Below are 26,810 nucleotides of genomic sequence, written 5' to 3' on the forward strand. Positions count from 1 at the left end.
AATCAGCGATGTCCATTCGCGAGGTCAGTGCAGGCCGATCACGTCGTCGGCCCAGTCGCGGCGGTGGGCCGGGTCGGGTCGGCCCTCGCCCACCCCGCCCCAGGCCAGCGCCGGCAAGGCCTCGTCGCGGCCGAGCGCGGCCCACTCGACGGCCAGCAGCGCGCGCAACTCGTCGTCACGCGGCGCGGCGCGGCGCAGTCGCACACGCTGCAACTGGCCGTTCACCAAGAGTGCGATGAGGGCGTGGTGCTCGCCTTCGTCCACCAGCGCCCCGGTGAAACGCGGGTGCGACAGGCGCAGCGCGTCGAGCCGCATCAGCGCGGCAACGCGCAGCTGGTGCGGGCGCGGGCCCAGCGCCTCGGCAAAACCGGCGATCAGCGCGTGCGGCAGGGCCACCGCCAGCCGCGCGCGGCCGGGGCGCTCGGGCACGACACGCAGCGCCCAGCGCCCGGGGGCCTCACCGAAGAGTTCGTCGAAGCGGCTCTCGGCCAGCGACTGCCAGCGCGCTTCAGAGTACAGCAGCTCGGCCCACGGCAGCATGAACAGCCGCGCCTGGCAGGCGCTGACACGCAACTCGACCCGGGCCGCCGCCGGGGCGTCGTGCAGCAGCTCGTGCAGCGCCCCGGCCGCCTGCGTGGCTTGATACGGCACGCAGCGCACGGCCTCGCCGCGCCGCCACGACAGGGTCTCGGCCTGCACGTCGATCACCAGCGGATCAGCGCGGCGCATGGCGTGGGGCCTCGGCGGGGTCGTCGGGCAGCTCGGGGTCGGCGAAGGTCACGCGGTCGAGTTCGGTGAGCGTGGTCTGCCCACGCGCCACCAGTTCGAGCGCCGCCGCGCGGATGGAGCGCGTGCCACCACGCCGCGCTGCGGCCTTGACGCTCGCCAGCGGCGCGCGCGTGGCGATCAGGTCACGCAGCGTGTCGTCGAGCACGAGGATCTCGGCCACCGCGCGCCGGCCCTTGTAGCCCGTGCCTCGGCAGTGGCCGCAGCCGCGCCCGGCCATCAGGCGCAGGCCCTGCAATCGCGCGCGCTCGGCCGGCGGGCGCCCGCCCAGATCGACTTCGACCTCGTGCAGGCAGTGCGTGCAGTTGACGCGCACCAGTCGCTGCGCCACCACGGCGTTCAAGGCGGCCGTGAGGTTGTGCGGATCGACCCCGATGTGCAGCATGCGGCCGATGACGTCGAACACGCTGTTGGCGTGCACGGTGGTGAAGACGAGGTGGCCCGTGAGCGCGGCCTGCACAGCGATCTGGCCGGTTTCGCTGTCGCGGATCTCGCCCACCATGATCTTGTCGGGGTCGTGGCGCAGCACCGAGCGCAGCCCGCGCGAAAAAGTCAGCCCGCGCTTTTCGTTGACCGGGATCTGCACGATGCCGTGCAGCTGGTACTCGACCGGGTCTTCGATGGTGACGATCTTCTCGTCGCCGTGGTTGATTTCGCTGAGGGCCGCGTAGAGCGTGGTGGTCTTGCCGCTGCCGGTGGGGCCGGTGACGAGCAGCAGGCCGTAGGGCAGTTGCGCCAGTTCGCGCAGGCGCGCGATGGTGTGCTCGTCGAAGCCCAGCGTCTCGAAGCTCAGGCCGCGCATGTCGTCGGCCAGGCGCTGGCGGTCGAGGATGCGGATCACCGCGTCTTCGCCATACACCGCCGGAATGATCGACACGCGCAGGTCGATGTCGCGCCCCTCGACCCGCACCTGGAAGCGGCCATCCTGCGGCAGGCGGCGCTCGGCGATGTCCAGCTCGGCCAGCACCTTGATGCGCGAGATCACCTGCTCGGCCGTGCTGCGGCCGTCGATGCGGCCGGCGGCATCGAGCACGCCATCGACCCGCACCTTGATCGCCATGCCCTCGACGTCGCCTTCGAGGTGCAGGTCGCTTGCGCTGGCCTTGAGCGCGTCGAAGAGCATCGAGCTGACGAGCCGCACCACCGGGCTCGACTCGGCGGCGATGCCCCCGAGCGACAGGTCTTGCAGGACGCCGGCATGGCCCGAGGCATCAGGCGCTTCACCCTCGCCTTGCGCGCTGACCCGCGACAGCGCCCCGTCGGTGGCGCGCTGCGAGGTCTCGTGGCGCTTGAGCCAGGCGTGAATCTCACCCGGGGCCGCCAGCGCCAGGCGAAAGGCCTGCGGCACGCGGTGCTCGATCCAGTCGCTGCGGGCCTGGTCGAAGGGGTCGTCGATGACCAGCCACAGCACGTCGCGTTCGCGGGCCAGCACCAAGTGGCGGCGCTCGCATTCGGCGAAGGCCAGCAGTTCGAAGGCGGGCATTAGCCCGTGCAGGCGCGCCCCGTCGAAGCAGGGCAGGCCGGTGGCCTGGGCGCAGGCGGCCACGGCCTGCTCAGCGGTCAGGCCGAGCGCCTGCGCGGCCATCGCCGCCAGCGACTGGCCGGCCGCGCGCGCAGTGGCCGAGTGCGCGGCGAAGTAGGCCACCGAGGGCACGGGCACGATGGTCTCGGGCTTCACTGCATCACCTCGGTGAGCTGGAAGATCGGCATGTACATCAGCACGACCACGAAGCCGATCACCAGGCCCATCACCAGCATCATCACGGGGCCGATCACGCGGCCGAACCAGTCGGCCGCACGACTCACCTCTTCTTCGTGGAACTCGGCCGCACGGTCGATCATCTCGGCCAGGCGGCCGGTGCGTTCGCCCACGCGAAAGAAGCGGTCGGCCACCAGCGTGGTGAGCCCTTGCGAGGCGAGGCTGTCAGAAAAGGGCTGGCCTTCGCTGATGCGGCGGCGCGCGGCCGACAGGCGCTGCGCGGTGCCGGCGGGCAGCACACCGGCCGCGAGTTCGAGCGACTGCACGAGCGGCATGCCGCCTGCGAGCAACAAGGCGAGCGTTCGGTACAGGCGCGCCATCTCGGCCGTTTCAAGCAGGCGGCGCACGCGCGGCATCGCCTGCGCCAGGCCCATCGCCACGCGCCGGCCCGCGCCCGAGCGCCAGGCCACGGCGAGTGCCGCCGCCATCGCGGCCACGCCCGCGACCAGGGCCCAGGGGTGGGCCGCGATGGCCTGGCCCAGGGTCATCAGCACGCGCGAGGCGGTGGGCATCTTGTCGCCCATGTCTTCGAAGACCTGGGCGAAGCGCGGCACCACATAACCGATGAGGAAGAGCAGCACCGCCAGGCTCACGCCGAGCAGGATCACCGGGTAGATCGCCGCCGACACGAGCTTGCCGCGCATCTGCTGCGCAAGCCGCCGGTAGGCCACGAAGCGCGTCAGCGCGGGGGCGTAGTCGCTGGTGCGCTCGGCCGCACGCATCGACTCGGTCAGCAGCACCGGAAAGACCTCAGGCTGCGCCGCCAGCGCCGCCGACAGGGGCTGGCCTTCTTCGATGGCGCGCACCAGGGCGGCAATCACGCCTCGGCTGCCCGGGCGGCCGCTGCCTGAACGCTCTTTGTCGGCGAGCGTCTGCAAGGCTTCGCGCACGGTCACCCCGGCCTGCACCATGGCCAGCAGCTCTTGGCAGAAGAGGTCGAGCGCGAAGCTCGCACGGCCCGAACCCATTGCGCCCCGTCGCGCGACCGCGCCGCTGCGCAGCGCATCGAGCTGCACCACCGACAGCCCGTTGCGTTGCGCGGCGCGGCGTGCCGAGGCCGCGTCGGGCGCATCGAGCACCAACTGGCGTTCGATGGCCGACGCGTCGAGGCCGACGATGCGGAATTGCATGGGGCGGGGCCTCAGCGCTCGATCAGCACGTCTTGCGCATCGCCGTCGCCGCCCGGCTGGCCGTCGCGGCCGTAGCTGAGCAGGTCGAAGTCGCCCTTGGCGCCGGGCGTTCGGTACACGTAGGGCTGGCCCCAGGGGTCGTTGGGCACGTTGCCCTTGAGGTAGGGCCCGGCCCAGCGGCCTTCGTCGTCGGGTTTGGCCACCAGCGCCGTGAGGCCCTGCGTGGGCGAGGGGTAGCGGCCCGTGTCCACGCGGTACTGGTCGAGGGCTTTTTCAAGCGAGTCGATCTGCGCGCGGGCGATCTTGGTTTCGCTCTTGCCGATCTGGCCAAAGAACTTGGGGCCGACCAGGCCGGCGAGCAGGCCGATGATGACCAGCACCACCAGCAGTTCGAGCAGGGTGAAGCCGCGCGCGCCGGCGCGTTGCAGACGGGTCTTGCACATGGTCGTGTCGGTCAATGCAGGCAACGAAGGGGTCATCAACCGTTGGTGCCGGTCGAGGGGTAGGCGGGGGCGTCGCGCATGCTGGCCGAGCCCAGCAGCTTCATCGTGATGGCCTTCGAGACGGCCTGGGCGCGGTTGGTGGCGTTGAGCTTGCGCAGGATCTTCTGCACGTGGTTCTTCACCGTGAGCGGGCTGATGCTGAGGATCATTCCGATCTCGAGGTTGCTCTTGCCTTCGCGGATCCAGCGCAGGATCTCGACCTCGCGGTGCGTGATCGACGCGTCGGGGTTGTCGGGGTTTTCGATTTCGGCCACCGGGCGCTCGCGGGTCTGGGCGCGGCTGTAGGCGCTGAAGATCTGCGGCACCAGCAACTGGGCGCGTGGCAGCAGCAGCGGCCCGTCCATCTTCTTGAGCGACACGAACGCGAAGAAGCAATGCGCCGACGCGGCCGCCTGCGCCTTCGGAATGCCGTGCACCAGGCAGTCGCCGAAGCCGAGCGCGCCCAGTTCGTCGCCCAGGCGCGAAATGGCCTCGTCGGGCGCATCGCGCGAGATGACCAGGGGCTCGTAGCCATCGCCGATCCAGCGGTCCACCAGGTCGTTGGCGACGCCATCGCGCGGGTGGCACAGCCGGGCCAGCGCTTCCGGGTCCATGGGCACGCTGAAGTAGTAGTCGAACAGCATGCGGGCGCTCTGGTTGCGCGGCAGGCCGCACACCAGCACGTCGTGCGGCAGCACCGCCTGCAGGCGCACCTGCGCCCACATGAAGAACTCGTAGCGGCGGCGCACCATCACCGCGTCGGCCATCACCGACATCAGCGCCTCCTGGTCCAGGCCATCGAGGATGGGATGCGGCTCGGGCAAAGTGGTGGGCACGACAGGCACCGGGCGGGGCAGCACGTCGGTCAGCACGGCATCAGCGCGCATGGCTGATGGCCCGCTGTGAGCCGCAGCCCAACCACGACATGCCACGCATGGCACGCCGCCCGGACGACTCCGACGAGAACCGCGCACGGGGCATGCGGGTGGAGCACAGCAGTTCGGCGCAAGGCATAGGCATGACGTTCATGGCGAGAGGTCGAGAAGCTAGCAGGGGCATGTGACGGGTTCTTGAAGTGCGCGAGACACCGTGCACACACGCAGCGCTCGGCCCGGCCGGGCGGACACGCGGGTGTCACACCCGGGCTTCATTCGCACGCGCGGCGCGACGGCGGCGACCCACGAGCAGCAGCACCCCGGCACCGGCCCCCAGCATCACGAGCGAACTGGCCTCGGGCACAGGCGTCACGTTGAGCTGGAAGCGCACGACCATGTCGTCGTAGTCCATGCCGCCGCTGCCGAGCGAGCCGTCTTCGAACAGCAGACGGCCCGAGCGGCCGCTGTCGTCGAGGCTGATGCCCACGCGCGATGCGTTCCAGGCGTAGTTGCTGCGGTTAGCGGTCGAGCCCCCAAGCGTGTGGAAGCTGAAGTCGAGCAGGCCCGAGGTGACCGTGGTGGTGAGCAGCGTGTTGACGGCCGCGCCCGTGCCGATCATCGACTGGGCGGACGGGCCATAGAACAGGTTCTGCACCCCGGCACCGCGCTCGGCGCTTTCGTAGGTGAAGGTCAGCGAGGCCTGCGCCGCGGGCGCCATGTTCAGGCGCAGGCGGCCGACCACGTAGTCCATCGAACCGACGCCGTTGGCGAAGTTCGACGAGCCGTTGGTGCGGCCCGAGGCGGTGACGTTGATGACGTCGAAGAAGCTCTGCGCGCTGGCGCAGGGCGAGACGAGCGCGGCCGCCAGGCCGATCGCACCGAGAACTTTTTTCATGGGGACTCCGAAGCGTTGAGAAGACAGGGACGGATCGACGAAGGCGTGGGCAAACGGGCGTTCAGGCGCGTGTCAAAGCGGTGACGCAACACACCCTTCGCGGGCACACAAATGCCCAATGACTGGTCGGCAAGACTACGGAGCGGGTCGGGACGCAGCTATCACGGTTCCGTGTAAAGGGCGGGCCGGGTGCAGTCCGATCGGACTACCCGGGTCACGCCCACATGCGGGTTGGCGCGACATTCAGGTTGCGCCGATTGGCGCACCCCGCGAACGGGGGGAGTCGCGCCGCGCACGCTCTCGCGGCACGCAGTGCACCGCCCGGCACCTGCCCGGCGCGACATCAAACCGTCAATGCCCGCGCCTATCGTGCGGCGCTTGTCGTGGCGCGCGGCCCGCGCCGCTGCGACCTGTCGATCCCCTCACCCACCTGCCTGCCATGAGCCGCTTTGCGATACCGCCCGATGTGTTGGTCCGTGCCCTGCCCTTCGGGGTCTTCATCGCCCTGCTGGCGGCGCGCGGCGCCCTCGACGACAGCGGCCCGATGCGTTGGCTGTACGCCGTGCAGGCCGGGTCCACGGCCCTGGTGCTGGCGCTGCTGTGGCACCGCTATGGCGAGTTGCGCGAGCGCGCCGTGCGGCACGCCTTGGGTGCGGCTGCCATCGCGGTGCTCGCGGGGCTGGCGGTGTTCGGGCTGTGGATCAGCCTCACCGAGCCGTGGATGCGGCTCGGTGAACCGGTGGCCGGCTTCGTGCCGCTCGACGCCGACGGCGACCTGGTGTGGCCGCTGATCGCCGTGCGCCTGGCCGGCGCCGTGCTTGTCGTGCCGGTGATGGAAGAGCTGTTCTGGCGCTCGCTCGTGATGCGCTGGATCGACCGCCGCGACTTTCTTGCCCACGCGCCGGGCCAGGTCAGCCTGTACGCCTTGGTGGCCAGCTCGTGCGTGTTCGCGCTGGCGCACGACCAATGGCTCGCGGGCCTGATCGCCGGCCTGGTGTTCGGTGAGCTGTACCGCCGAACCGGGCGCATCTGGCATGCCGTGCTCGCGCATGCGGTGGCCAACCTGGCCCTGGGCGTGTGGGCGGTGCACCAGCGGGCCTGGAGCTTCTGGTGACGCGCACCGCGGCCTGCGCCTGGGTGCTGCTGGCCAGTGCCTGCACGGTGGCCGGCGCGCAGACATCGCCCGACCGCGGCGTGCACGGCACGCTCGGCACCACGGTGCAGCACGACAGCAACGTCTTTCGACTGCCCGAAGGCGTGCGCCCGGTGGACGTGGGCCTTCGTGCCGACGCGAGCGGCGAGCCGCGCGGCGACACCCTCACCTCGACCGTCGCGGCGCTCGAACTCGCCTTGGTCGCCAGCCGCCAACGCCTGAGCGCCAGCCTCAGCCAGCGCGACACCCACCTCTCGCGCTACAGCGAGTTCGACACCCGCACCCACCGCGTGGGCCTGCGCTGGCAATGGGAACTGGGCAACGACTGGTCGGGCGCACTCGCCGCCGACGAAGACCAGAACGCGAGCGAGCTGCGCGACCTGATCGGCAGCCGTCGCAACGTGCTGACCGTGCGGCACGCGCTCGCCCAGGCCAGCTGGCGGCCACGCCCCGACCGCCGTATCACCTGGACCACCGAGCGTTACCGCGGCCGCAACGACGTGCCCGCACGCGCCACGCTCGACTACGACGCTCGCGTGCACGCGCTCGAAGGCGCCTGGCGCACGGGCGTGGGCAACGAGTGGTCGCTGCGCGTGCGCCGCAGCGACAACCGCTACCCGCAGCGGCTTGTCACCTCGGGCCACAGCCCGGGCTACGAACAGACCGACGCCGATTTCGGCCTCGCGCTGCGCCCCGGCGGGCGCACGCGCGCCGACCTGCGCCTGGGCCACGGCCGGCGGCGCAACAACCACCCTCCCGAGCGCAGCTACGACGGCCCGGTGGGGCGTGCCGCCGTGTGGTGGGACGCCATCCGCGAACTGACCCTGCACCTCGAACTCGCGCGCGACCTCAACGCCAGCGACAGCTTTCAGCGCCCCTTCGCCATCGGCACGCGGCGCACGGCCGGCGCACAGCTCGCGCTGACCCCGCTCGTGCAGCTCGACTGGACCTGGTCGCAGCGTCGCACCGACCATGCCGGCGGCCTGCTGGGCCTGCCGCCCGAGTTCGCGTTCGACGCGCGCGACCGCATCACCACCTCGCGCGTCGGGTTCACCTGGTCGCCCGATTGGCGCTGGCAGGTCAACGCCGCCGTGCAGCGCGGCCGGCAAGACTCGACCGGCATCACCCGCCCGTACACGCATGAAGCCATCGACCTGGGCGTGCAGTACAGCTTCTGAGCGGCGCCGGGCCCTCGCGCGGCTGCTGCTGGGCGTGGCCCCGCTCGGCCCGTGGCCGGCGCAGGCGCTGGTGGCCGGGCGCGCGCCCGACTCGCCCGTGCGCAGGCTCGACCCCAACCGCGCCGACTCGCCGCACGCCTGCGTGGCCAGCGTCATGGGCCGGGGTGGCGTCTACAGCGCCGTGTGCATCGCGCCGCGCTTCGCGCTCACGGCCGCGCACGTGGTGCAAGACGCGTCGGACCTGCGCCTGTACCTCAACCTCGGTGGCGACCTCACGCACCGGCTGGGCCTGCGCCGCATCGTGCGTCACCCGGCCTACGGCCAGCTCGGCCCCGAGCAGCGCGCCACGGCCGACCTCGCGGTGATCGAACTGGCCGACCCCGTGCCCAGCGGCGTGCGCTTTGCGCCGCTGGCACGCACCGAGGCCCGCGAGGGGCTGCGCATCGAGCTGGTGGGCCACGGCGCCTCGGGGCGCGGCGACCTGGGCCTGACGGTGGCCGCGAACGCCGCGCTGCGCCGCGTGGGCGCCAACCGCATCGACCGCCTGCTGCGCGCGGGCCAGGGCGCGGGGCCGGCGCTGATCTACCTCTTCACCTTCGGCGGCCCGGGCGCGCTGCCCAACCACGTCGAAGCCGGGCTGGCCAGCGGCGACTCGGGCAGCCCCGCCTTCGTGCAGGAAGACGGCCACCTGGCGGTGTTCGGCATCAACACCTTCGTGACCACCACCGGCCCCAGCGATCCGGCCGACCGCTTTCGCTTCGGCGCGCTGGGCGGGGGCCAGGTGCTCGCGCCCTACCGTGACTGGCTGCGCTCGGTGATCGGGCCGGGCACGTGGGCCGGGCTCGATTGAGCGGCCCGACCGAGCACCCGATTCGCATTTGATTGACCTTTGACACAGGCGCTTCACCCGCAGCGCCTAGGCTCGCGGCATGAGACACGCTGCATCCATCTCTCTGCGGGCCGAGCGCCGGGCCGAGCGCCGGGCCGTTCCCGAGCCGGCCCGCGTCCCCCGGGGGGATCGCGCGTGGCACGGCACGCGCGAGGGGCAGTCATGAGCGCTCGTGCGCGCCTCGTCGTCTTCGCCCTCGTCTTCGTGGCGCTGTATGCGCTGCTGGGCAGCATCGACGGCTTCGAGCGCTGGTTCATCGAAACCCTCACCGTGCCGGCCACCGTGGGCCTGCTCAACCTGCTGGGGTGGGCCGGCGAGCCGGTGTCCGCCCAGGGCGCGCGCATCGTCGCCGCGGGCGGTGGCCTGCACGTGCTGCCCGGCTGCGAAGGGCTCGACGTGCTGGGCCTGTGGATCGCCGCCGTGGCCGCGGGCCCCTTCACCTGGGCCGGCCGCCTGCTCGGCTGGACGCTGGGCACCAGCCTCGTCTACCTCTTCAACCAGTTGCGGCTCATCAGCCTGTTCGACCTGCACCGCACGCAGCGCGACTGGTTCGGCGACGCGCACGGCCTGTGGTGGCCCTTGCTGCTGGTGGCGGCGGTGTTCGTGCTCTACCTCGCGTGGCAGCGCTGGTTCGCCTTGCCCACGCCGCCTGCGCCACCCGCTGCGGCCACGCCGGCATGATCAGGCGATGAACCCGCTCGCCCTTCGCGCCCTGTGCATCGCCTGCAGCCTGGCTTGGGCCCCGCCCATCCAGGCGCTGATGGTCGGCGCGGCGCCCGACACCCCGGCCGCGCACGTCGATGCGAACACGCCCGATTCGGCGTGGACCTCGGCGGTCTCGGTTCGCGTGAACGGCTCACCGTTCTCGGGCGTGGTCATCGCGCCGCGACACGTGCTGACCGCTGCGCACGTGGTGGGCACCGCCGCGTCGGCGGCCATCACGGTGCAGGTGAACACGCAGGCCATGCCGGTGCTCATCGGTGCCGCGTCGGTGCAGCGCTTTCCGAGCGCGAGCTTTCCGTACGACGATCTGGCCGTGGTGACGCTGCAAAGCCCGGTGCCCGCCGATGTGGCCATCGTGCCCATCCACCGCCACGCGCTCGCGGGGCCGACGGACATCACCCTCGTGGGCTACGGCGCTTCGGGCCCCGGCAACGCCGGCGCGTCGGTCGGTGCCAGCGCACAGGTCAAGCGCAGCGGGCGCAACACGATCGACTCGATCAGCACCACCGTCGATGCCTCGGGCCGCAGCAGCCTCTTCTACCTGCTCGACTTCGACGGCCCCACGGGCAACGGCGCCATGGGTGGGCCGACGCTCGGCAACGCCGTCGAGGTGGGTCTGGCCAGCGGCGACTCGGGCAGCCCGGTGTATGCCGACATCGACGGCAGGCGCCGGCTCGTGGGCCTGAGCACCCTGGTCGCCCCGGCGCCCGGCAGCACCACCATCGACTACCGCTTCGGCACCGTTGGTGGCGGCATGCTGCTGAGCGACCCGCGTTTCATCGCCTGGCTCACGGTGCAGACCGAAGGCAGCCTGCCCGACCCCGACGCCACCGCCGACGTGCCCCTGCCCGGCTGGGCCATCGCCTCGCTGCTGGGCTTGCTCGCGTCGGCCCTCGGGGCCTGGCGACGGGGCTCGCGGGCATGACCTTGCGCCGATCCACGGTATGGATCGTGCACGTCGTGCGGGCCGTCCCGGGGCACTGCGCCACGGCGGCCACCCTGGCGAATCGCGTTCAACGGGCCTGGGGCCCCGCGTTTCGCAACCTGACCTGACAAGGAGCCTCCATGGAAGCCGTTGACACTGAACTGCGCCCCGACCTCCTGAACGACGACGTGGTGCTTCGCCGCACCGTCGCAGGGCAGCGCGAGGTGCTCGCACCCCAACGTGGGCTCGACGAACAGGCCACCCAGCTCCTGCTGCTGGTCAATGGCTACACGCCGCTCGGCGCGCTGATCGAGACCTGCTTTCCCGATGCCGACCTGGCCCCATCGGTGCTGCGGCTCGCCGAGCTGGCACTGATCGAGCCCGTGCCCATCCACACGGGCTGGGTCATGCGCATGAAGCAACCCATCCGCTGATCGAAATACGGCGCCGCAGCCTGCGGCGCCGCATCGGCGAGCGCCGCTCAAGCCCGGCGGCGCGCCCCGGCCCGCACACCGCCCGCCAGCCCCGCCCCGAGCAAGGCCAGGGCCCACAGCGGCAGCGGCACTTCGCCATCGACCGGCCCACCGGCGGCGGTGGTGACGGTGAAGGTTTGCGTCACCGCCAGCGCGCTGGCCCACAGCCCATCGCCCGCCTGGTTGGCGGTGATGCTGCACTGCCCGGCCGCGAGCAGGTTCACGGTGGCACCCGAAACGGCGCACACCGCCGGCGTGATCGACGCATAGCTCACCGGCAGGCCCGACGAGGCCGTGGCCGCCAGCACCAGGCTGCCCTGCGACACATCGCGCGTTGGCAGCGGCGCGAAGCTGATCGACTGCGCCTGACGCACGACGAAGCCCCGCACCACCTGCGCAGCGGGCAGGTACAGCGCATTGCCGGCCTGGTCGGCCGCGATGCTGCAGGTGCCCGTGGCCAGCAGTTGCAAGGCATTGCCAGTGACCGTGCACACCGCCGGCGTCAGCGACGAGAAGCTGACCACCAGCCCCGAACTCGACGACGCCGACAGCAGCAACCCCGTGTCGCCCAGCACGCGGTCGGGCAAAGCAGCAAACCCGATCGTCTGCGCCTGCGGCGGCGCGAGGTGGATGCCCACCACCACCGGGTCGTGGTCAGACGATCGATAGGGTGTGGCGCTGTACAGGTCTTGCGGCTTGAACTCGGTGTTGTAGTCGATCACCGAGGGCTCGTCGGCGTTGATGTGCCAGTGCGTGCTGCCCGTGATGCGCGCCGACAGCGACGGCGTGGCCAGTGCATGGTCGAGCGTGCCGATCTCGCCGTCGAACACGTACGAGTAGGCCGGGTTCTCGAAGCGCAGGCCCTGGTCCACCAGGCCGCCTTGCGTGAGCGTGAACACCGGGTCTTCCTGCCCGTAGGCGTTGATGTCACCGAGCACCAGCACGTCGTCGTCGCCCGAGGCGACTTGCACGCTGCCGATGAAGGCCAGCAGGCGCTGCGCCTGCAGCGTGCGCCGGTGGTTGTAGCAACCCTGGCCGTCTCCCTGGTCGGCGTCGGCCCCGCTCGCGCTGCCGCAGCCCTTGCTCTTGAAGTGGTTCACCACCACGCTGAAGCGCTCGTTGTTCGGCAGCAGGCGGAAGGTCTGCGCCAGCGGCGGGCGGTTGTGGATGGCATCGGCGTCGGCCATCGCCGCACCCTGCGTCGCCACGCGCGCCGGCTTGTGGATCATCGCCACGCGAATGGCGTCGGTGCCCGTGGTCGGCGGCAGCGGCGTGACGGCATAGGTGCCCGCACCGGCCACCGCGTTGAGCGCATCGACCAGGTGCTGCGCGGCGGTGTTGCCGTTGTTCTGGATCTCCATCAGCCCCACCACGTCGGCATCGAGCGCGAGCAGCGCAGCCACGATCTTGGCCTGCTGGCGCTGGAACTCGGCGAGGTTGTCCGCGCCGCGGCAATCGCTGGTCGTGTTCGACGGCGCACAGCCCTGCCCGCTCTGGCCGCTGGCCGTCTGCCCGTTGGTGAAGGTGCTGAAGTAGTTGAGCACGTTGAAGCTCGCCACCTTCAGGTTGCCGCCCACCGCCGCCGGCGTGGCAGAGCGCGGGTGCGAGCGCGTGATGGCCGGCGCCACCGTCGGGTGGATGCGCCAGTCGGCCAGGCCTTCGTTCGACGCGGTCGCGAGGCCGTAGTCGATCACGCCCGTGACGCCGGGCAGCGTGTCGCCGGCACGCAGCGTGTTGTCGGCCCCAATGTACGGAATGGGGTTGGGGTTCTGCGTGCTGCTGCCATCGTCGAGCAGGATGCTCGCGCGCTGGTTCTGGTCTTGCAGCGCCAGCGCCGCGGGCGTGCCCGGGCGGTGCACCTGCGTCGGCTTGACCAGTCGCCCCAGCGCCGACAGCGTGACCTGCCCATAGCGGCCCTGGAAGTAGTTCTGCGACACCGTGAGCGGCGTGTTGATCGTGACCAGCATGCCCTCGTAGTGCTCCAGCTCGTCGGCCGTGGTCTCCGGCAGGGTGATGACGGTCGGCGCGATGCTGCTGCTGCCCAGCAACAAAGGCGTGCCCGAGGGCAGCAACTGGGTCACCGTGTGGGCCGCCGTCAGCGCATTGCCTGCGGCGCCGACGTTGAACTCGGCCACCGTGCCGCTCACCTCGACCAACTGCCCGACGCTCACCGTTGGCGCGCTGCTGGTGAAGACGAAGAGGCCGTCCGACGTGAGCGGGTTGCCGTCGCCCGCCGCGTCTTGCATGAAATAGCCGTTGTTGTTGAGCTTGGTGACCACACCGCGCGTGGTCACCGGCTGGCCCACGAAGGGGCTGGTCGCGCCGCTGCCCTGCAGCGAGAAGATCGGCGTGAAGCCGCCGCCCCCACCGCCCACCGTGAGGTTGACGGTGCACTGCGCGGTGTCGGCCGTCGAGTTGGTGAAACGCACGACGACGGGGTACGTGCCCGCCGCGACTGCGGGGCCCACGTCGAGGTTCACCGAGGCCGGCGCCCCCGTCGAGGCCGAGGCCGCAAAGCCCGTGAGCGACATGCCGGCGGCGTGGCCCGAGACGAAGCTCGCGGCCGTCACCAGCGCATCGGCATCGCTGGCCGACAGCGCGAGCGACACCGAAGCCCCCAGCGCCACGTTCGCCGAGGCCGGGCACACCGGCACGATGGCCTGGCCGCCCGTGCAAGGCGCAAGCGGCGTGGCCGAGTTGCGCGGCGCGGGCGTGGCGGTGGCGAAGTCGGCGCCGTTGCGGTCTGTGTCGGCGCAGCCGTTCGAGCCACGCAGCACCGCGAGGCTGCTGGTCGCCGCCGGCGCGGCCGCGCCCTCGAAGAAGTTCGCGCTGCCATAACCCAGCAGGTCTTCGATCAGCGCCAACTGGGCCGGCGAACACACGGCCGAGCCGCCATTGCAGGCCAGGCCGGTGCTGCTGCGCACCAGCGCGACCTTGCCGGCCGTGCCGCTGAGGTTGGGCGATGTGGCCGAGGCATCGGGCGTGGGCAGCGCGGCCCCGCCGGTGGCACTGGAGAGTGCCACGAGGTGGTACTGGCCCGGCTGCAGCGTGCCGCTCAAGACCACCGGGCTGTTGCCCGAGAAGTTGCCCGTGCCTGTGGCACTCGCGTACTGCACCGACCAGCCGGCCAGCGACACCGGTGCCGCACCGGCGTTGAACAGCTCGACAAAGTCACGGTTGAAGGCCGTGCCCCCGCCGCCATAGACCTGGCTGATGACCACGCCCGAAGGCGAGGCCTGGGCAGCCGACAGCGCAACGAGGGACAACGCAGCAGCGAGCCTGCGCAACAGTTTCGAGAAAGGCATGGGCAAAGACCGTCAAGGCGCACATCGCGCGGGCGGCTGCCCCGCGCACAGCACACCGGGCAGCCCATGCCCCGTTGTAGCGAGCGCTCGGCACAGGCGCGTGACGGACTCGCGGCGGGTGTAGTCCGTTCGGCCACCCCGGGCCGAACGGCTCACACGCCCGTGTCGGATCAACGCATCAGGCGTCGTTTTTGGGGCGACCTGCCTTCAACGGTGCGAGCCCATTGAGCACCTTGGCCAGCTGTGCATCGCTCAACGCCGCCAGCGCATGCAGGCCGGCACGCAGCAGTTCGCTCTTCTTCGTGGGGCGCTTGAAGGCCAGGGCGCGTTCTTTCAGCGCCGCGATCAGGTCGAAGTCGAGCTTGGGCATCGTGAAGCTGTCGCGCACGAGCTTGTGCTTGACCTTCGCGGGCGCCGGCGCTGCGGCTGGTGGCGCCGACTTCTTGGCGGGCACCTTCTTTTCAGCGGCTTTCTTCTCAACCGCCTTCGGGGCCGCCACGGGAGGCGACTTCGCCTTCACAGGCTTCTTGGGCGCCACGGCCTTCTTGGCAGGCGGGGCAGACTTCTTCACCGGACCCGGCGCCGTGGCGGCTTCGGGGGCGCTTGCCAGCGCTTTCGAGGGGAGTTTCTTCGGCAGCGGTTGAGTCAAGGCAGACCTCCATCAATGGTGTAAATCGTTTATACGATATTCACACATCACCGCCAAGCGGGGTTTGCGTAACCCGGCCGCGCAGCAGTTCACGCCACGGGCCCATCGGCAGTCCGTCAGGTCGCCACCAGCAACTGCGCGGTGAGCGCCCAGCCGCGTTCGTAGAGTTCGTCTTGCGGCAAGCGCGGCGCGGCGGGTGGGGCCTCGGCAGGGCCCGAGCTCGCCCCAGCGGCGAAGACGCGCAAGGCGGTCACGCCGACCAGCATCGGCTGCCCCTCGCGGCGCAGCGCGAGCCCGATGACGCGCCCCTGCGCATCGAGCACCGGCGCACCGAGCGGGCCGCCGCCGGCCATCGCCAGGCCCAGCGACAGGCCCTGCCCGTCGATGAAGCGGCCCAGAAAACCCAGGCGCAGCGTCGGCCACGCCGGGGCGCTGCAGTCGGGGCCGGCGCAGTGCTCGAACGCAAACGCCGGGCTGCCCGGAAAAGCCTCGCGCGCCGGCCACACCGGCTCAACGGCGGCGGCTGGTGTCGCCGTGCAAGCCAGCAGCGCCAGCCCGGCCTCGCGGTCTTGGCGCTCGATGCGCACGGCATGGCTCTCGCCCCGGCCGTCACGAATCCACAAGCCCGCCACCCCGGGCGGAATGGCCGCGAGCGGGGCAATGGCCAGCGTGCGGCTCACCCGCAGCGCGGCCGCGACCACCCGGGCAGATGTGCCCGGTTCCGTGCCGCCGCGCACCACGGCCGGCGGCGCCAGGCGCACCGGGGCCGTCATCAACACGGGGGGCAGTGCCTGGTCGGGCGTCGTGAGGGCCTGCGCGCAGGCCAGCAGCGCCGGGTGGCCCGGGCTCAGCCGCAGGGCAGCTTCGAGCGTGCGCTGGGCAAAGGCCGTCTGACCGCCGACGTGCAGCAGCCACGCATACACGGCGCTGCCGGCCGGGTAGTCGCGGTGCACGCCTGCGGCATGTGCGACGAAGGCCAGCGCGCGGCGGTACTCGCCTTGCTGCATCCAGGCGCGTGTGAGGCCGAGTTCGGCTTCGGCCTCGTGGCGAATGCCGCCCGCCTGCTCGAACAGTTCGGCCGCGTCGGCCGCACGGCCTTCACCCAAGGCCGCTTCTCCGGCCTCGACGAGCCGGCGGTAGCGCTGGTCTTCAGCGGCCCGCAGGGCCCGCGCGGGTGCGTGCTTTGGCCCGTGCGCACGCACGGGCGCGGCGAGCACGCTGCCCGCCCCGGCCAGCACGAAAGCGCGCCGCTTCACGGGTTGGTGCCAGCCCCACCCGGACAGGCGGTCGAACCGGCCGGGGCATTCACACGTTGCAGGCGCGGCGTGGCGGCCGGGGTGTAGGGCGCGTTCGGCGCGCGGTACTGCGCCATGTGCGCCACCAGGGCGTCGATGTCTTGCGCGCCACCGAGCAGGTGGGTGCCGAGCGTGAACTCGCCGTAGCCGTCGCCGCCCGTGGCCATGAAGTTGTTGACGGTGACGCGGTAGGTCTTCAGCGGGTCGGGCAACACGCCGTTGGCATCGACGAGGGTCTCGACGCCGGCCGAGGTGCTCAGGCTCACGTTGCGGATGCGTGCACCGCAGGCAGCGCTGCCGTCCCAGGTGTAGCGAAAGCCGGCCGAGGGCACCATGATGCGCGTGGCCGTGGCCGACTGGCCCAGGCAACCGGCGAACTGCTGTTCGAGCACGTTCTTGAGGTTCTGCGCGGTCAGCGTCATCGTGACCAGGCTGTTGCCGAAGGGCTGGGTGGTGAAGGCTTCGCCGTAGGTGACGTTGCCATCGCCCTCGCCTGCCGCGCTGCTGGCGAAAGTAAAGCCGGGGTTGCGCACGCCGCCGCGGTTCATGAAGGCGATCTGCGCACCGCCGAACTGTGCCGACGCCGTGGCCGCGAGCTGCGCGTCGGCGATCAGGTCACCGGCGGGCATGTTGCAGGCGTTGTCGATGGCGGTGTTGGGCAAGGCGGTGCTGATGCTGCCGATCACCGTGTTGGCAATCGGCGAGACCAGCGCGTTGTAGCCATTGACGATGCCGGCGACCTGCGCGTTGGGCGTGACGCTCGCATCGGTGCGGTCCACCAGGCGGTTCACGACGTTGACCGCCGTGATGTCGCGCGTGGCGGGGTTGAGGGTCACGTCGATGTCGGTCAGCACACGGCCGAAGGCGCTGCTGCTGCTGACCGGCACGAGGCGGCCGGCCGCGTTGGGCAGCTGGCAGTTGTAGGCCGCGTGCGTGTGGCCGCTGACGACCACGTCCACCGCGTTGTCGAGGCGGCTCACGATGCTGGCGATGGGCGAGCCCGCGAGGTTGCCCACGCAGCCGTTGATGTCGGACAGCGCGCCGGTCTGGAAGCCGCCCTGGTGCACCAGCACGACGATGGCCTCGACGCCCAGCGCGCGCAGGCGCGGCACGAGGGCGTTGACGGTCTCGGCCTCGTCGCGGAATTCAAGCCCCGCCACGCCGCTGGGGGTGACGATGGTGGGCGTCTCGCGCAGCGTCATGCCGATGAAGGCCACGCGCACGCCGTTGAAGGTCTTGATGCCATAGGCCGGCAGCAGCGGCTTGCCCGTCGCGGTGGCGATCACGTTGGCCGACAGCCACTTGAACTTCGCGCCTTCGAAAGGCACCGGTGTGCCGACCTGCGCGCCCCGGCAGGTGTTGGGGTCTTGCGCGCCCTCGACGGTCTTGCAGCCGCCGTTCTGCAGGCGCAGCAGTTCGGCCGCGCCCTTGTCGAATTCGTGGTTGCCGACGGCGTTGAATTCGAGGCCGATGCGGTTGAGCGTCTCGACCGCGGGCTCGTCATGGAACAGCGCCGACACCAGCGGCGAGGCGCCGATGAAGTCGCCCGCGCCCACGACCACGTTCAGCGGGTTCTGCGACTTGAGCTTGGCCACGTGGCCGGCCAGGTAGTCGGCCCCGCCCACCGGCGGACGCTGCGCGGCCGGCACCGAGGTGTTGACGCCGAAGGTGCCCGGCGACTGCAGGTTGCCGTGGTAATCGTTGAAGCCAATGATCTTGACGTTGAAGGGCGGGCGCGCGGTCTGCGCGTCGGCGTGCGGGGTGGCAGCCACCAGCAGCAAGGCGCTGACGGCGAGGGTGAACTGGCGCAAAGAGGGGTTCATGCGGACTCCGGCGTGGCGTGGTCGGGGCAACGAGAAAGGGGGGCGGGTTCAGGCGCGACGGCGCGCGGCCACGGCGACGAGGCCCAGGCCGGCCAGCAGCAGCGCGTAGGTCGAGGGCTCGGGCACGGGCGCGAGCATCACGGCGCCGACGGTGGCGTTGAGCGCTTCGCCATCGAACGTGACGCTCTGCAGCAGCGAGCCGGTCACCGTGTACGAACCCGGCGACGACAGGTAGAACGCACCGCGGCTGAAGGCATCGCTGGCCCATGCGGCGTCGAAGTCGAGCCCGAGATTGGGGCTGGTGGCCACGTCGCCCGGCAGCACAGCGCTGGTCGCAAAGCTGCTGCCGTTGAGCGACACGCTGAAGCTGTCGCCGGCAAAGCCACCATCGACGACACGCAGGTAGGCGGGGGCATCGAGCGTGAACGTGAAGCTCAACGAGCCCCCGTCCGCGAGAGCGATCCATTCGTTGCCACCCGAGGCGGCGCTCAGCGCGTCCACGTCGAAAGCGACCCACTCGCCCGGGGTCAGAGAGACGGTGGTCTGCGCCTGGCTGGCGCCGATGGCGCCGAGCGAGAGCACGAGCGCCGTGAGAAGTTGCTTGAGACGAGGCATGGCGGTTCCTGGGTGCGACTCACGTCGGGTTGGATGTCGTGCCGCATGTTGCGCACCCGCGGCCCGCCGATCTATCGCAGCCGCATGACAAGCGGGGCCCGTGCGTAGTCCGACCGGCTGCCCGCACCGCGCCATGTCATTCGACGAAGCCGTAGCGCTCGCGCATCTGCGCGTTCATGTCGTGCTTGAGTGCGTCGCTCACCTGCCCGGCGACGGTGTAGGCCGCCCCGAAACGCGGCCCGCGCTGCAGTTGCGCACGGCGCTTCGCGAGCAGCTCGTGTGTGGCGCCGACGACCTGCGCCGGGTTGCCGGCCACCACCATGCCGGCTTCGACGTCGCGCGCCACCACGCTGCCCGCCCCCACCACCACGTCGTCGCCGATGCGCACGCCGGGCAGCACGAGGCTGCCGGCGCCGATGAACACGCGGTCGCCGATGCTGACCTTGCCCACGCGGGTGTAGCCGAGCGCGCGCTTGGTGCTGGCGTCATGGGCCAGCAGGTAGACGCGCGGCGCGAGCGTCACGTCATTGCCGATGGTGATGTGCCACGCATGGCTTTCGTCGATGACGACGCCGGGCTGGATGCTCACGTTGCTGCCGATGACCATGCCCAGCCGGCGCAGGCGCTCGATGGGATCGCCCCGCAAAGCGCGCCGTGCGCGTCGAAGCATGCGAATCAAGACCATGGCGCCACCGCGTGAGAAGGGGTCAAAGACAAGACGGGTCGGAGGTTCATGCGACCTCGAACGCACCGAGCGTGGGCCGCGCGGCCCAGGGCCGGCCAAGGTGGTCGGTGGGTGGCCCGAACGCGGCCTCGGGCAGAGGCAGCCCGGCGCCCACCAGCGGCGAGCCGGTGCCCGGTCGGTGGCGGGCGTCGAGCAAGGGGTCGGCCAGCACGTCGCCCCGGCCGGGCGGAATCTCTCTGAGCGAGCCGAAACGTGCGCCGAAGCGGGCGTTCGCGGTGTCGCCGGGCGCCAGGTAAGGCTCCATCGACCCGAGCAGCAACTCGCCCGCAGCGAAGTGCTGCGCGCTGAAGGGGCGCAGCACGTGCGCGGTCACGGTGCCGTCGTCGCGCTTGCCCGAGATCACCGCGAGGCCACGTGCTGCGGTGGGGTCGACACGCTCACGAATGAAGAAGTTGCGACCGGGGTCGCCGTAATACACGCGGGCGAACTGGGCCGCACCTGCGAAGGTCACGGCCGAGCCTGCGGTGGCCGAAAGCAGTACCGCGGTGCTGGTGGGCGTGGCCGGCATCCACTGGTCCACGGCCAGGCCGTAGAAATCCCAGTCGCAGCGGGCGCTGACGTTGTTGAAGAAGCGGTTGCCCCGGGTGCCGAAGCCCACGCCGTCGTACCAGGCCATCGTGCAATCGACGGCGGTGTTGTTGTAGATCCAGTTGTCGGCGCTCTTGTCGCAGGCGATGCCCGATCCGTTGTCTTCGAGCAGGTTCGCGTACACGTGGTTGTTGCGCGAGAAGTAGAGGCGGATGCCCGAGCTGGGCGCGTTCGAGCTGTCGGCCACCCCGCGCTGGCTGGCCAGCCACTCGGCGTAGTTGGCCCCGCCCGCGCCCCGCGCCCCCGTGCAGTGGTTGCGCCGCACGACGCAGCCCGCCGCGCCATGGGTGGCGAGTTCGTCGTTGGTCTGGTCCCAGATGTCCATGAACAGGTTGACCCCGTCGAACACGCCGGTGGTCCAGTTGTCGCGGCACACGTTGTCTTGCACCAGCGCGCCGCGCAATCCATTCAACTGCATGCCGCCGGTCGTGCCGTTGCGGTGGCCGTTGTTGACGACGCGGTTGCGCTGCACGACGGTGGGGCGGTGCGTGTCCTGCACGTTCGGACCGAGCGACATGCCCGAGCCGCCGTTGTTCTCGACCACGTTGTCTTCGAACAGGATGCCGTCCCAGCCGTAGTGGCGCTCGGCGCCTTCGATGCGCGCCGCGTCGTGAAAGCCGCAGGTCAAGAACACGCCCGAGGTGCCGCAGTCGTGCCAGCGGTTGCGGCGGAAGGTCGCGTTCACGAAGCGGCCGGAAAAGAGCGCGAGGTTGTCGTCGGGCGGCGTGCCCGAGTAGACCGTCATGCCCCGGCCTTGCGGGTTGGTGATGCGGTTGTCTTCCCACAGCATGTCGGTGACTTCGAAGGGCGCTGGCGCGCCGCTGGCGATCATGAACACGCAGCCCGAGCGGCCCGCGCTGTAGCTCTCGCCCCGCGCGCAGCTGAAGCTGCAGCGGCGCACCGTCAAGCCTTTGCAGCCGCTGGTGAGGTCGGCGAAGAACGCGCCGTCGTCGCCGACGAACTCGCAGTCTTCGAGCACCAGCGCGCGCTCGGTCGGCACCTGCACGGTGTAGCGAAAGGCGGGGCGGCCGGTTTGGCCCGCCTGCACCTCGAAGCGGATGTTGCGAAACGACAGCCCCTCGGCATTGCGCGCCCACACCACGTAGGTGATCGCGGCGGTCAGCGTCCACACGGGGCGCGGCAGGCCGGCCGGGTCAGACGGGTGCGTGTACGCATCGAAGCCCACGTCGGCGGTGCGCGGGTCGTAGCCCCCGGGCATGCGCAAGGTGGTGCCGCGCCGCAGATAGACGGTGTCGCCAGGCGACAGGCTGGGCAGGCTGCGGCGCGCCTGGTCGGGCTGTCGGCCGGTGGCGCCGTCGTCGCCCGACTCGGGATCGACGTACCACGCACGGGTCGGGGCCGGCGGTGGCGGCACCGGGCCGGGCGGTGGGGCCGGTTCGGGTGCCGGCGTGACGGCTTCGGGTTCGCCGCCACCGCCGCAGCCGCTCGCCAGCGCGGCGAAGGCCAGCAGGGCGTCACGCCGCCGGAAGGCGGGCCGCGCGTTGTTCATCACGTCGTTCCTCGGGGTCTGCGGGGCATGCAGCGCCCGAAGACGCCACACGGGCGACCTTACGCAGCGAGCGTGTCGGTCGCATGACGAAACTGCGTGGCTTGCGTCAAGGCGTCACACAACTGCCGCAGACTGGCGGACGCCCTCGACCCTTGCAATGCCACGCTTCCATTGCCCGACGTATGCCGATCGACGACCAACTGCACGCCCTGTCATCGCGCTACGAGGCGTCGCCGCAATGGGTGAAGACGGTGGTCGGCCGTGCCTATGCGCTCATCCCGATGCGCCACCGCCACGGCGCGTCGTTCGACCGCTTCCTGCGGGCTTTCGAGGCGCCTGACACCGCGGCCGTGTACGCGAGGCAGCGGCTCGTCGAAACGCTGGACACGGCCTTGGCCTCGGTGCCCGCCTACGCGTCGCAGCGCCACTTGCGGCGCTCGCTCGAAGACGACCCCGAAGGCGTGCTGCGCGAGCTGCCGCTGGTTCGCAAGGAAGACATCAAGCGCGACGCGGCGGCCTTTCTGAGCACACGCCACGGGCCCGAGCAGCGCTTGCAGATGTTCACCGGCGGGTCTACCGACGTGCCGATGGCCTTTCATGTGCACCGGGGCGTGAGCCGGGCCAAGGAATGGGCCGCCTTCGAAGCGATGGGCCGGCGCTTCGGCACAGAAGGGCCCGGCACGATGCTGGCGCTGCGCGGGCGCACCGTGCCCACGGCCAACACGGGCCGCATCTGGATGTACGAGCCCATCAAGCGCCAGCTCATCCTCAGCAGCGACCACCTCGAACCCCGCTTCATGCCGCAGTACGAGGCGGCGCTGAAACGCTGGCGGCCGCGCTACATCCACGCCTTCCCTTCGGCGCTGTACCCGCTGCTGGTGTGGCTGCGCGAACAGGGCCGCGAAGCGCTGTTGTCGCAGGTGAGCTGCGTGGTGCTGACGTCGGAGTCGGTCTTCGACGCGCAGTTGCAGGCCTTCAAGTCGTTCTTCACCTGCCCGGTGGTCGTGACCTACGGTCACTCGGAACGGGTGCTGCTGGCCAACACCCTGCCCGGCGATGGCCGCTATCACTTCTGGCCCCAGTACGGCCATCTCGAAGTGGTCGATGCGCAGGGGCGGCGGATGACGACACCGGGCCAGTCGGGCGAGATCGTCGGCACCGGCTTCGACAACCTCGTGATGCCTTTCGTGCGCTACCGCACCGGCGACTATGCGGTGGTCGGTGACGCGCCCCACCCGAGCGCGGCGGGCTTTCGGGTGCTCGACCGCATCGACGGCCGGCTGCAGGAATTCGTGGTGTGCCGCGACCACCGGCTGGTGACCGTGACCACGCTCGGCGCGGCGCACTTCGAGCCGCTGGGCCGCTGCCTGCGCATCCAGTACGAGCAGCACGAACCAGGCGAGCTGGTGCTGCGCGTGGTCTCGACCGAACGGCTCGATGCGGCCACCTGCCGCGAGATCGAGGCCGCCGTGGCCCGCAAGACGCAGGGCGGCTGCCGCGTGCGCGTCGAGCAGGTGGACGCCATCCCCAAGACGCCGCGCGGCAAGCAGCGCCTGCTGCTGCAGCACCTGTCGATCGACCGCTACCTTGGCGCCACGATGAACACCGCGGCCCGCTTCCCGCCGCCCGTCGCCCCTGAGCGCGACGGGCGGCCACCGGCCCCCAGCGCCCCACCCTCGCCCGCCGCACCGCCGCTGCGCGACCGGCAGTTCGTGCTGATGCTCGGTACCGACCAGCGCACGCGCGGCGGCATCGCGGCGGTGATTGCGACCTACCGGGCCGGGGGCCTCTTCGAGCGCCTGCCGCTCGTGCACGTCGCCACGCATGAAGACGGGTCGAGCCTGCGCAAGCTGGGCCGCTTCGTGCGCGCCACCGGCACCCTGTGCCAGGCGCTGGCCTCGGGCCGCGTGGCGCTGGTGCACGCGCATGTGTCGTCGCGCGCCAGCTTCAGCCGCAAGTCGCTGCTGCTGGCGCTGGCCCGCGCGCGGGGCGTTCCGACCGCCTTCCACCTGCACAGCAGCGGTTTCGCGAAGTGGGTGGACGACGACCGACTCGGCCTGCGCCGCTGGTGGATACGCCACACGCTGCTGCGAAGCGACCAGGTCGTCGTGCTCACCCGCACCTGGGCCGACTGGGTGCGCAGCTTCGCACCCGCCGCGCGCGTGGCCGTGCTGGGCAACCCGGTGGTGCTGCCCGAGGCCCTGCCGCCGGCCGAAGGCCGCGCGTCGCACGGCGGTGGCGGGCGCGTGCTGTTTCTTGGCTGGATCTACGACTTCAAGGGCGTCTACGACCTGCTGCAGGCGTGGGTGCTGTTTCGCGCCGCGTGCCCGGGGTGGCGGCTGGCGGTGGGGGGCAAGGGCGAGGTCGAGCGCTTCCTGGCCGAGGCCCAACGCCTGGGCGTGCGCGACGACATCGACTTCCTCGGCTGGGTCAGCGGTGACGAGAAAGACGCGCAACTGCGCCAGGCCGACGTGCTGGTGCTGCCTTCGTACGCCGAGGGCATGCCGGTGTCGGTGCTCGAAGCCATGGCCTACGGCGTGGCGGTGGCGACCACACCGGTCGGCGGTGTGCCCGACATCATGGAAGACGGCGTGCACGGCCTGTGGATGCAACCGGGCGACGTGGCCGGCATCGCCGACCGCCTGACCCGGCTGGCGCAGTCAGCGCAACTCAGGCAGCGCCTCGCCCAGGCCGCACGCGAGCGCGTCGCCCACGACAGCAGCGTCCACGCGGTCATCGAGCGGCTGCTGGCGATCTACGGCCAGGCCTTGCGCTGAGGCGGCCGGGGCGAGCGGCGGCTGGTCGGCAAGCTCATCGGCCCTCTCGTCGGTCGCCGCTCGCCACGAGGCGGCCCCCACGGGCACGGCCATGCCCACCGTCAGCGACTCGACCGCCGCGATCGTGGCGGCACTCACCATCAACAGCTCGTGCGGCGACACGGCGGCGTGACCGGTGCGCATGGCGTTCACCCAGGCGGCCAGCATGTTGCGCTGGCCCTTGTCCTGCGAAGCCTTGATGCTGCGGGCCCCGCTGTCCCCGTCGAACAGCTCGGCGACGCGCCAGTCGTCGATGACGGCCGAACGGCCGCCCCCGAACACCTCGACGCGCTCTTTCGACTGGGCCTTGGACCCGTCGGCGGTGTAGACGATGCTGGCCACGCTGCCGTTGGCGAACTGCAGGCTCAGGCACAGGTTGTCGTTCAGCAGCGGCGCCACGCCGGGCTTCTGCACCCCCACCGCGTGCACCTCGACCGGCACCGACGCGGCCAGCACGCAGGCCAGGTCCACGAAGTGGCAGCCTTCGCCGACCATGCGGCCGCCGCCGCTGGCCGGGTCTTGAATCCAATGCCCCGGCGGGATGAACCCCGCGTTCACACGCAGCGTGATCACGCGCGGCGAGCGCACGGGCTCGAAATGCGCGAGCACCTGCTGCGTCAAGGGCGCGAAACGACGGTTGAACCCGACCAGCAGTTGCGCCGACGGGGCCTGCGCCAGGGCGGCCTCGACCGCGCGCAGCTCGTCCATCGTCAAGGCAAGCGGCTTTTCGACGAACACGTGCTTGCTGGCCCTCAGCGCGCGGCACACATAGTCGGCGTGCGTGTCGTGACGCGTGGCGATGACGACCGCGTCGGTGTCGGCGTCGAGCACGCCATCGAGCGTGGCCGTGCAGGCGCGAAAGCCGAACTGCCGCGCCACGCTGTCGGCCGTGCGGCCGCTGGCCGTCATCAGGTGGCGAAGCTCGACGGCCGCGTCTTCACGCAAAGGCGGCAAGAGGCTGGCCGTCGCGTAATTGCCGGCGCCGACGAAAGACACGCCGATGCGCGCCTTGTCGAGCGCCGGGCCCGGCGCGCGGGCCTTCGGGACGTCTGGCACGGGCCCATCCACGGGGGCCTCGTACCCCAGCACGATGCCGAGGTAAGGCTCGGTCTTGCGGCCTTCGATCAGCGCATACGCGGCCACCGCCTCATCGACCGCGAAGCGGTGCGTGATCAGCGCCTTCACGTCGAGGCGGCCTGCGGCCATCAGGTCGATCACCGTCTGCATGTTGCGCTGCTCGGTGAAGCGCACATAGCCCGCCGGGTAGTCGTTGCCGCCCTCTTCGTACACCGGGTCGTAGCGGCCGGGGCCGTACGAGCGCGAGATGACGACGCTGATCTCTTTCTTGAAGTAGTCCTCGCGGGGAATGTCCATCCGCACCGCGCCGACCACCACCACGCGGCCCTTTTCGCGGGTGATGCGCCCGCACAGCTCGATCGGCTGGTTCGACGAGGTGCCGGCGCAGACGAGCACCGCGTCCACCCCCAGGCCGGCGGTGAGTTCGCGGCAGGCCACCTCGGCGTTCGAGGCGTCCACACCGATGGCGTCCCAGCGCTGCGCCAGCGTCACGAGCGAAGGGTCGAGGTCCATCGCGAGCACACGGCAGCCATTGGCCCGCAGCATCTGCACCGTCAACTGGCCCAGCAGGCCGAGGCCCAGCACCAGCACCGTCTCTCCGAGCTTCGGGTCGGCCAGCCGGATGCCTTGCAGCGCGATCGAAGCCAGCGTGGTGAACGCCGCCTCTTCGTCGGACACATGGGCCGGCACCTTGACGACCAGGTTCTTCGGCACCACGGCGAACTCGGCATGGTTGGCGTAGCCCACGCCGCCGCAGGCCACCCGGTCGCCGGGTCGAAGGCCTTCGACCAGGCCGCCCACGGCCACCGCCACGCCCGCCGAGCTGTAGCCCAGCGCATTGGCCGCACCGAGCCGCGTGTTCACGGTGCCGAAGGTCTTGGCGAAGCCCTCGGTCTGCAGCTTCTTGATGACCTGCCGCACCAGGTCGGGCCGCGCCCGCGCCTTTTGCAGCAGGCCTTTCTTGCCCATGTCGATCTTGGTCTTCTCGGTGCCGGCGCTGATGACCGAGGCCCGGGTGCGCACGAGCACGAACTTGTCCTGCAGCGTCGGAACGGGCACATCGGCGACGGCGATGCGGCCGTCCTTGAGGGTATGGGTCACTTGCTTCATGGGGACGCG

At 71.0% G+C, this 26,810-nt stretch carries 21 protein-coding genes and 1 pseudogene; 7 read left to right on the top strand and 15 right to left on the bottom strand.

Translation table 11 applies throughout. The features are described 5' to 3' along the window. Positions 1-24 precede the first annotated feature (24 nt). The 7 genes and pseudogenes from AC1KAT_RS15775 to AC1KAT_RS15805 form a co-directional block, all read right to left on the bottom strand. On the bottom strand, positions 25-729 hold the full coding sequence (locus AC1KAT_RS15775) for a hypothetical protein (RefSeq protein WP_480327602.1): 705 nt from the start codon (positions 727-729) through the stop codon (positions 25-27). Next, the gene (locus AC1KAT_RS15780; protein ID WP_480327604.1) at positions 716-2,464 is read right to left on the bottom strand and encodes a GspE/PulE family protein; all 1,749 of its coding nucleotides are present in this window, start codon (positions 2,462-2,464) and stop codon (positions 716-718) included. The genes AC1KAT_RS15775 and AC1KAT_RS15780 overlap by 14 nt, the downstream gene beginning before the upstream one ends. Beyond that, complete coding sequence (locus AC1KAT_RS15785; RefSeq protein ID WP_480327793.1) at positions 2,461-3,069, bottom strand: type II secretion system F family protein; 609 nt, start codon at positions 3,067-3,069, stop codon at positions 2,461-2,463. The genes AC1KAT_RS15780 and AC1KAT_RS15785 overlap by 4 nt, the downstream gene beginning before the upstream one ends. Before the next feature lie 36 nt (positions 3,070-3,105). Then, a pseudogene (locus tag AC1KAT_RS15790) lies at positions 3,106-3,675 on the bottom strand (type II secretion system F family protein); the annotation flags it as partial. Positions 3,676-3,686: 11 nt separating this feature from the next. Next, a complete protein-coding gene (gene gspG / locus AC1KAT_RS15795) occupies positions 3,687-4,118 on the bottom strand; it encodes a type II secretion system major pseudopilin GspG (RefSeq protein WP_480327606.1) in 432 nt (143 codons plus the stop codon). Between the two features lie 35 nt (positions 4,119-4,153). Further along, positions 4,154-5,044 carry an XrtB/PEP-CTERM-associated transcriptional regulator EpsA gene (gene epsA / locus AC1KAT_RS15800; RefSeq protein WP_480327608.1) on the bottom strand — a complete coding sequence of 297 codons (891 nt, stop codon included), beginning with the start codon at positions 5,042-5,044 and terminating at the stop codon, positions 4,154-4,156. Positions 5,045-5,291: 247 nt separating this feature from the next. Next, on the bottom strand, positions 5,292-5,927 hold the full coding sequence (locus tag AC1KAT_RS15805) for a hypothetical protein (protein ID WP_480327610.1): 636 nt from the start codon (positions 5,925-5,927) through the stop codon (positions 5,292-5,294). Between the two features lie 439 nt (positions 5,928-6,366). Between AC1KAT_RS15805 and AC1KAT_RS15810 the strand changes: the two genes are divergently transcribed. The 6 genes from AC1KAT_RS15810 to AC1KAT_RS15835 all read left to right on the top strand — a co-directional run bounded on the left by AC1KAT_RS15810 (position 6,367) and on the right by AC1KAT_RS15835 (position 11,229). Further along, positions 6,367-7,041, top strand: a complete 675-nt coding sequence (locus AC1KAT_RS15810) for a CAAX prenyl protease-related protein (RefSeq protein WP_480327612.1) — start codon at positions 6,367-6,369, stop codon at positions 7,039-7,041. Further along, positions 7,038-8,258 (top strand): porin family protein, encoded by a 1,221-nt coding sequence (locus AC1KAT_RS15815; protein WP_480327614.1) that lies wholly within the window; start codon positions 7,038-7,040, stop codon positions 8,256-8,258. Before AC1KAT_RS15810 ends, AC1KAT_RS15815 begins: the two co-directional genes overlap by 4 nt. Beyond that, positions 8,221-9,108 carry a trypsin-like serine peptidase gene (locus tag AC1KAT_RS15820; RefSeq protein WP_480327616.1) on the top strand — a complete coding sequence of 296 codons (888 nt, stop codon included), beginning with the start codon at positions 8,221-8,223 and terminating at the stop codon, positions 9,106-9,108. Before AC1KAT_RS15815 ends, AC1KAT_RS15820 begins: the two co-directional genes overlap by 38 nt. Before the next feature lie 201 nt (positions 9,109-9,309). Beyond that, positions 9,310-9,828 (top strand): archaeosortase/exosortase family protein, encoded by a 519-nt coding sequence (locus AC1KAT_RS15825; RefSeq protein WP_480327618.1) that lies wholly within the window; start codon positions 9,310-9,312, stop codon positions 9,826-9,828. Between the two features lie 7 nt (positions 9,829-9,835). Next, entirely contained in the window at positions 9,836-10,795 is a 960-nt protein-coding gene (locus tag AC1KAT_RS15830; protein ID WP_480327620.1) for a trypsin-like peptidase domain-containing protein, read from the top strand. A gap of 140 nt (positions 10,796-10,935) precedes the next feature. Continuing rightward, positions 10,936-11,229 (top strand): hypothetical protein, encoded by a 294-nt coding sequence (locus tag AC1KAT_RS15835; protein WP_480327622.1) that lies wholly within the window; start codon positions 10,936-10,938, stop codon positions 11,227-11,229. A gap of 47 nt (positions 11,230-11,276) precedes the next feature. Here AC1KAT_RS15835 and AC1KAT_RS15840 read toward each other — a convergent pair whose 3' ends face one another. The 7 genes from AC1KAT_RS15840 to AC1KAT_RS15870 form a co-directional block, all read right to left on the bottom strand. Then, complete coding sequence (locus AC1KAT_RS15840) at positions 11,277-14,573, bottom strand: ExeM/NucH family extracellular endonuclease (protein ID WP_480327624.1); 3,297 nt, start codon at positions 14,571-14,573, stop codon at positions 11,277-11,279. A gap of 178 nt (positions 14,574-14,751) precedes the next feature. After that, positions 14,752-15,222: a hypothetical protein gene (locus tag AC1KAT_RS15845; RefSeq protein WP_480327625.1), complete on the bottom strand. Its 471-nt coding sequence runs from the start codon at positions 15,220-15,222 to the stop codon at positions 14,752-14,754. A gap of 116 nt (positions 15,223-15,338) precedes the next feature. After that, on the bottom strand, positions 15,339-16,478 hold the full coding sequence (locus tag AC1KAT_RS15850) for a tetratricopeptide repeat protein (RefSeq protein ID WP_480327627.1): 1,140 nt from the start codon (positions 16,476-16,478) through the stop codon (positions 15,339-15,341). Beyond that, a complete protein-coding gene (locus AC1KAT_RS15855) occupies positions 16,475-18,340 on the bottom strand; it encodes a bifunctional metallophosphatase/5'-nucleotidase (protein ID WP_480327629.1) in 1,866 nt (621 codons plus the stop codon). Before AC1KAT_RS15855 ends, AC1KAT_RS15850 begins: the two co-directional genes overlap by 4 nt. A 48-nt stretch (positions 18,341-18,388) precedes the next feature. Beyond that, positions 18,389-18,955, bottom strand: a complete 567-nt coding sequence (locus AC1KAT_RS15860; protein WP_480327631.1) for an FxDxF family PEP-CTERM protein — start codon at positions 18,953-18,955, stop codon at positions 18,389-18,391. A 136-nt stretch (positions 18,956-19,091) separates the two neighbouring features. Next, positions 19,092-19,640, bottom strand: coding sequence for an acyltransferase (locus tag AC1KAT_RS15865; protein ID WP_480327633.1), 549 nt, complete (start codon positions 19,638-19,640; stop codon positions 19,092-19,094). Positions 19,641-19,686: 46 nt separating this feature from the next. After that, a complete protein-coding gene (locus AC1KAT_RS15870) occupies positions 19,687-21,798 on the bottom strand; it encodes a NosD domain-containing protein (protein ID WP_480327635.1) in 2,112 nt (703 codons plus the stop codon). Positions 21,799-21,980: 182 nt separating this feature from the next. On the opposite strand from AC1KAT_RS15870, the gene AC1KAT_RS15875 reads away from it, so the two are divergent. Next, entirely contained in the window at positions 21,981-24,575 is a 2,595-nt protein-coding gene (locus tag AC1KAT_RS15875) for a glycosyltransferase (RefSeq protein ID WP_480327637.1), read from the top strand. On the opposite strand, the gene AC1KAT_RS15880 is transcribed toward AC1KAT_RS15875, so the two are convergent. After that, a complete protein-coding gene (locus AC1KAT_RS15880; RefSeq protein WP_480327639.1) occupies positions 24,459-26,801 on the bottom strand; it encodes a bi-domain-containing oxidoreductase in 2,343 nt (780 codons plus the stop codon). The two genes, AC1KAT_RS15875 and AC1KAT_RS15880, sit on opposite strands and share 117 nt — an antisense overlap. Between the last annotated feature and the right edge of the window lie 9 nt (positions 26,802-26,810).

The organism is Piscinibacter sp. PDB5-1, from assembly GCF_056676035.1.

Coding starts and splice junctions, on each gene's coding strand:
- AC1KAT_RS15855 (WP_480327629.1), bottom strand. CDS start 18,340: ATGAACCCCTCTTTGCGCCAGTTCACCCTCGCCGTCAGCGCCTTGCTG.
- AC1KAT_RS15830 (WP_480327620.1), top strand. CDS start 9,836: ATGAACCCGCTCGCCCTTCGCGCCCTGTGCATCGCCTGCAGCCTGGCT.
- AC1KAT_RS15810 (WP_480327612.1), top strand. CDS start 6,367: ATGAGCCGCTTTGCGATACCGCCCGATGTGTTGGTCCGTGCCCTGCCC.
- AC1KAT_RS15820 (WP_480327616.1), top strand. CDS start 8,221: ATGAAGCCATCGACCTGGGCGTGCAGTACAGCTTCTGAGCGGCGCCGG.
- epsA (WP_480327608.1), bottom strand. CDS start 5,044: ATGCGCGCTGATGCCGTGCTGACCGACGTGCTGCCCCGCCCGGTGCCT.
- AC1KAT_RS15840 (WP_480327624.1), bottom strand. CDS start 14,573: ATGCCTTTCTCGAAACTGTTGCGCAGGCTCGCTGCTGCGTTGTCCCTC.
- AC1KAT_RS15860 (WP_480327631.1), bottom strand. CDS start 18,955: ATGCCTCGTCTCAAGCAACTTCTCACGGCGCTCGTGCTCTCGCTCGGC.
- AC1KAT_RS15775 (WP_480327602.1), bottom strand. CDS start 729: ATGCGCCGCGCTGATCCGCTGGTGATCGACGTGCAGGCCGAGACCCTG.
- AC1KAT_RS15825 (WP_480327618.1), top strand. CDS start 9,310: ATGAGCGCTCGTGCGCGCCTCGTCGTCTTCGCCCTCGTCTTCGTGGCG.
- gspG (WP_480327606.1), bottom strand. CDS start 4,118: ATGTGCAAGACCCGTCTGCAACGCGCCGGCGCGCGCGGCTTCACCCTG.
- AC1KAT_RS15785 (WP_480327793.1), bottom strand. CDS start 3,069: ATGGGCGACAAGATGCCCACCGCCTCGCGCGTGCTGATGACCCTGGGC.
- AC1KAT_RS15865 (WP_480327633.1), bottom strand. CDS start 19,640: ATGGTCTTGATTCGCATGCTTCGACGCGCACGGCGCGCTTTGCGGGGC.
- AC1KAT_RS15870 (WP_480327635.1), bottom strand. CDS start 21,798: ATGAACAACGCGCGGCCCGCCTTCCGGCGGCGTGACGCCCTGCTGGCC.
- AC1KAT_RS15835 (WP_480327622.1), top strand. CDS start 10,936: ATGGAAGCCGTTGACACTGAACTGCGCCCCGACCTCCTGAACGACGAC.
- AC1KAT_RS15880 (WP_480327639.1), bottom strand. CDS start 26,801: ATGAAGCAAGTGACCCATACCCTCAAGGACGGCCGCATCGCCGTCGCC.
- AC1KAT_RS15805 (WP_480327610.1), bottom strand. CDS start 5,927: ATGAAAAAAGTTCTCGGTGCGATCGGCCTGGCGGCCGCGCTCGTCTCG.
- AC1KAT_RS15875 (WP_480327637.1), top strand. CDS start 21,981: ATGCCGATCGACGACCAACTGCACGCCCTGTCATCGCGCTACGAGGCG.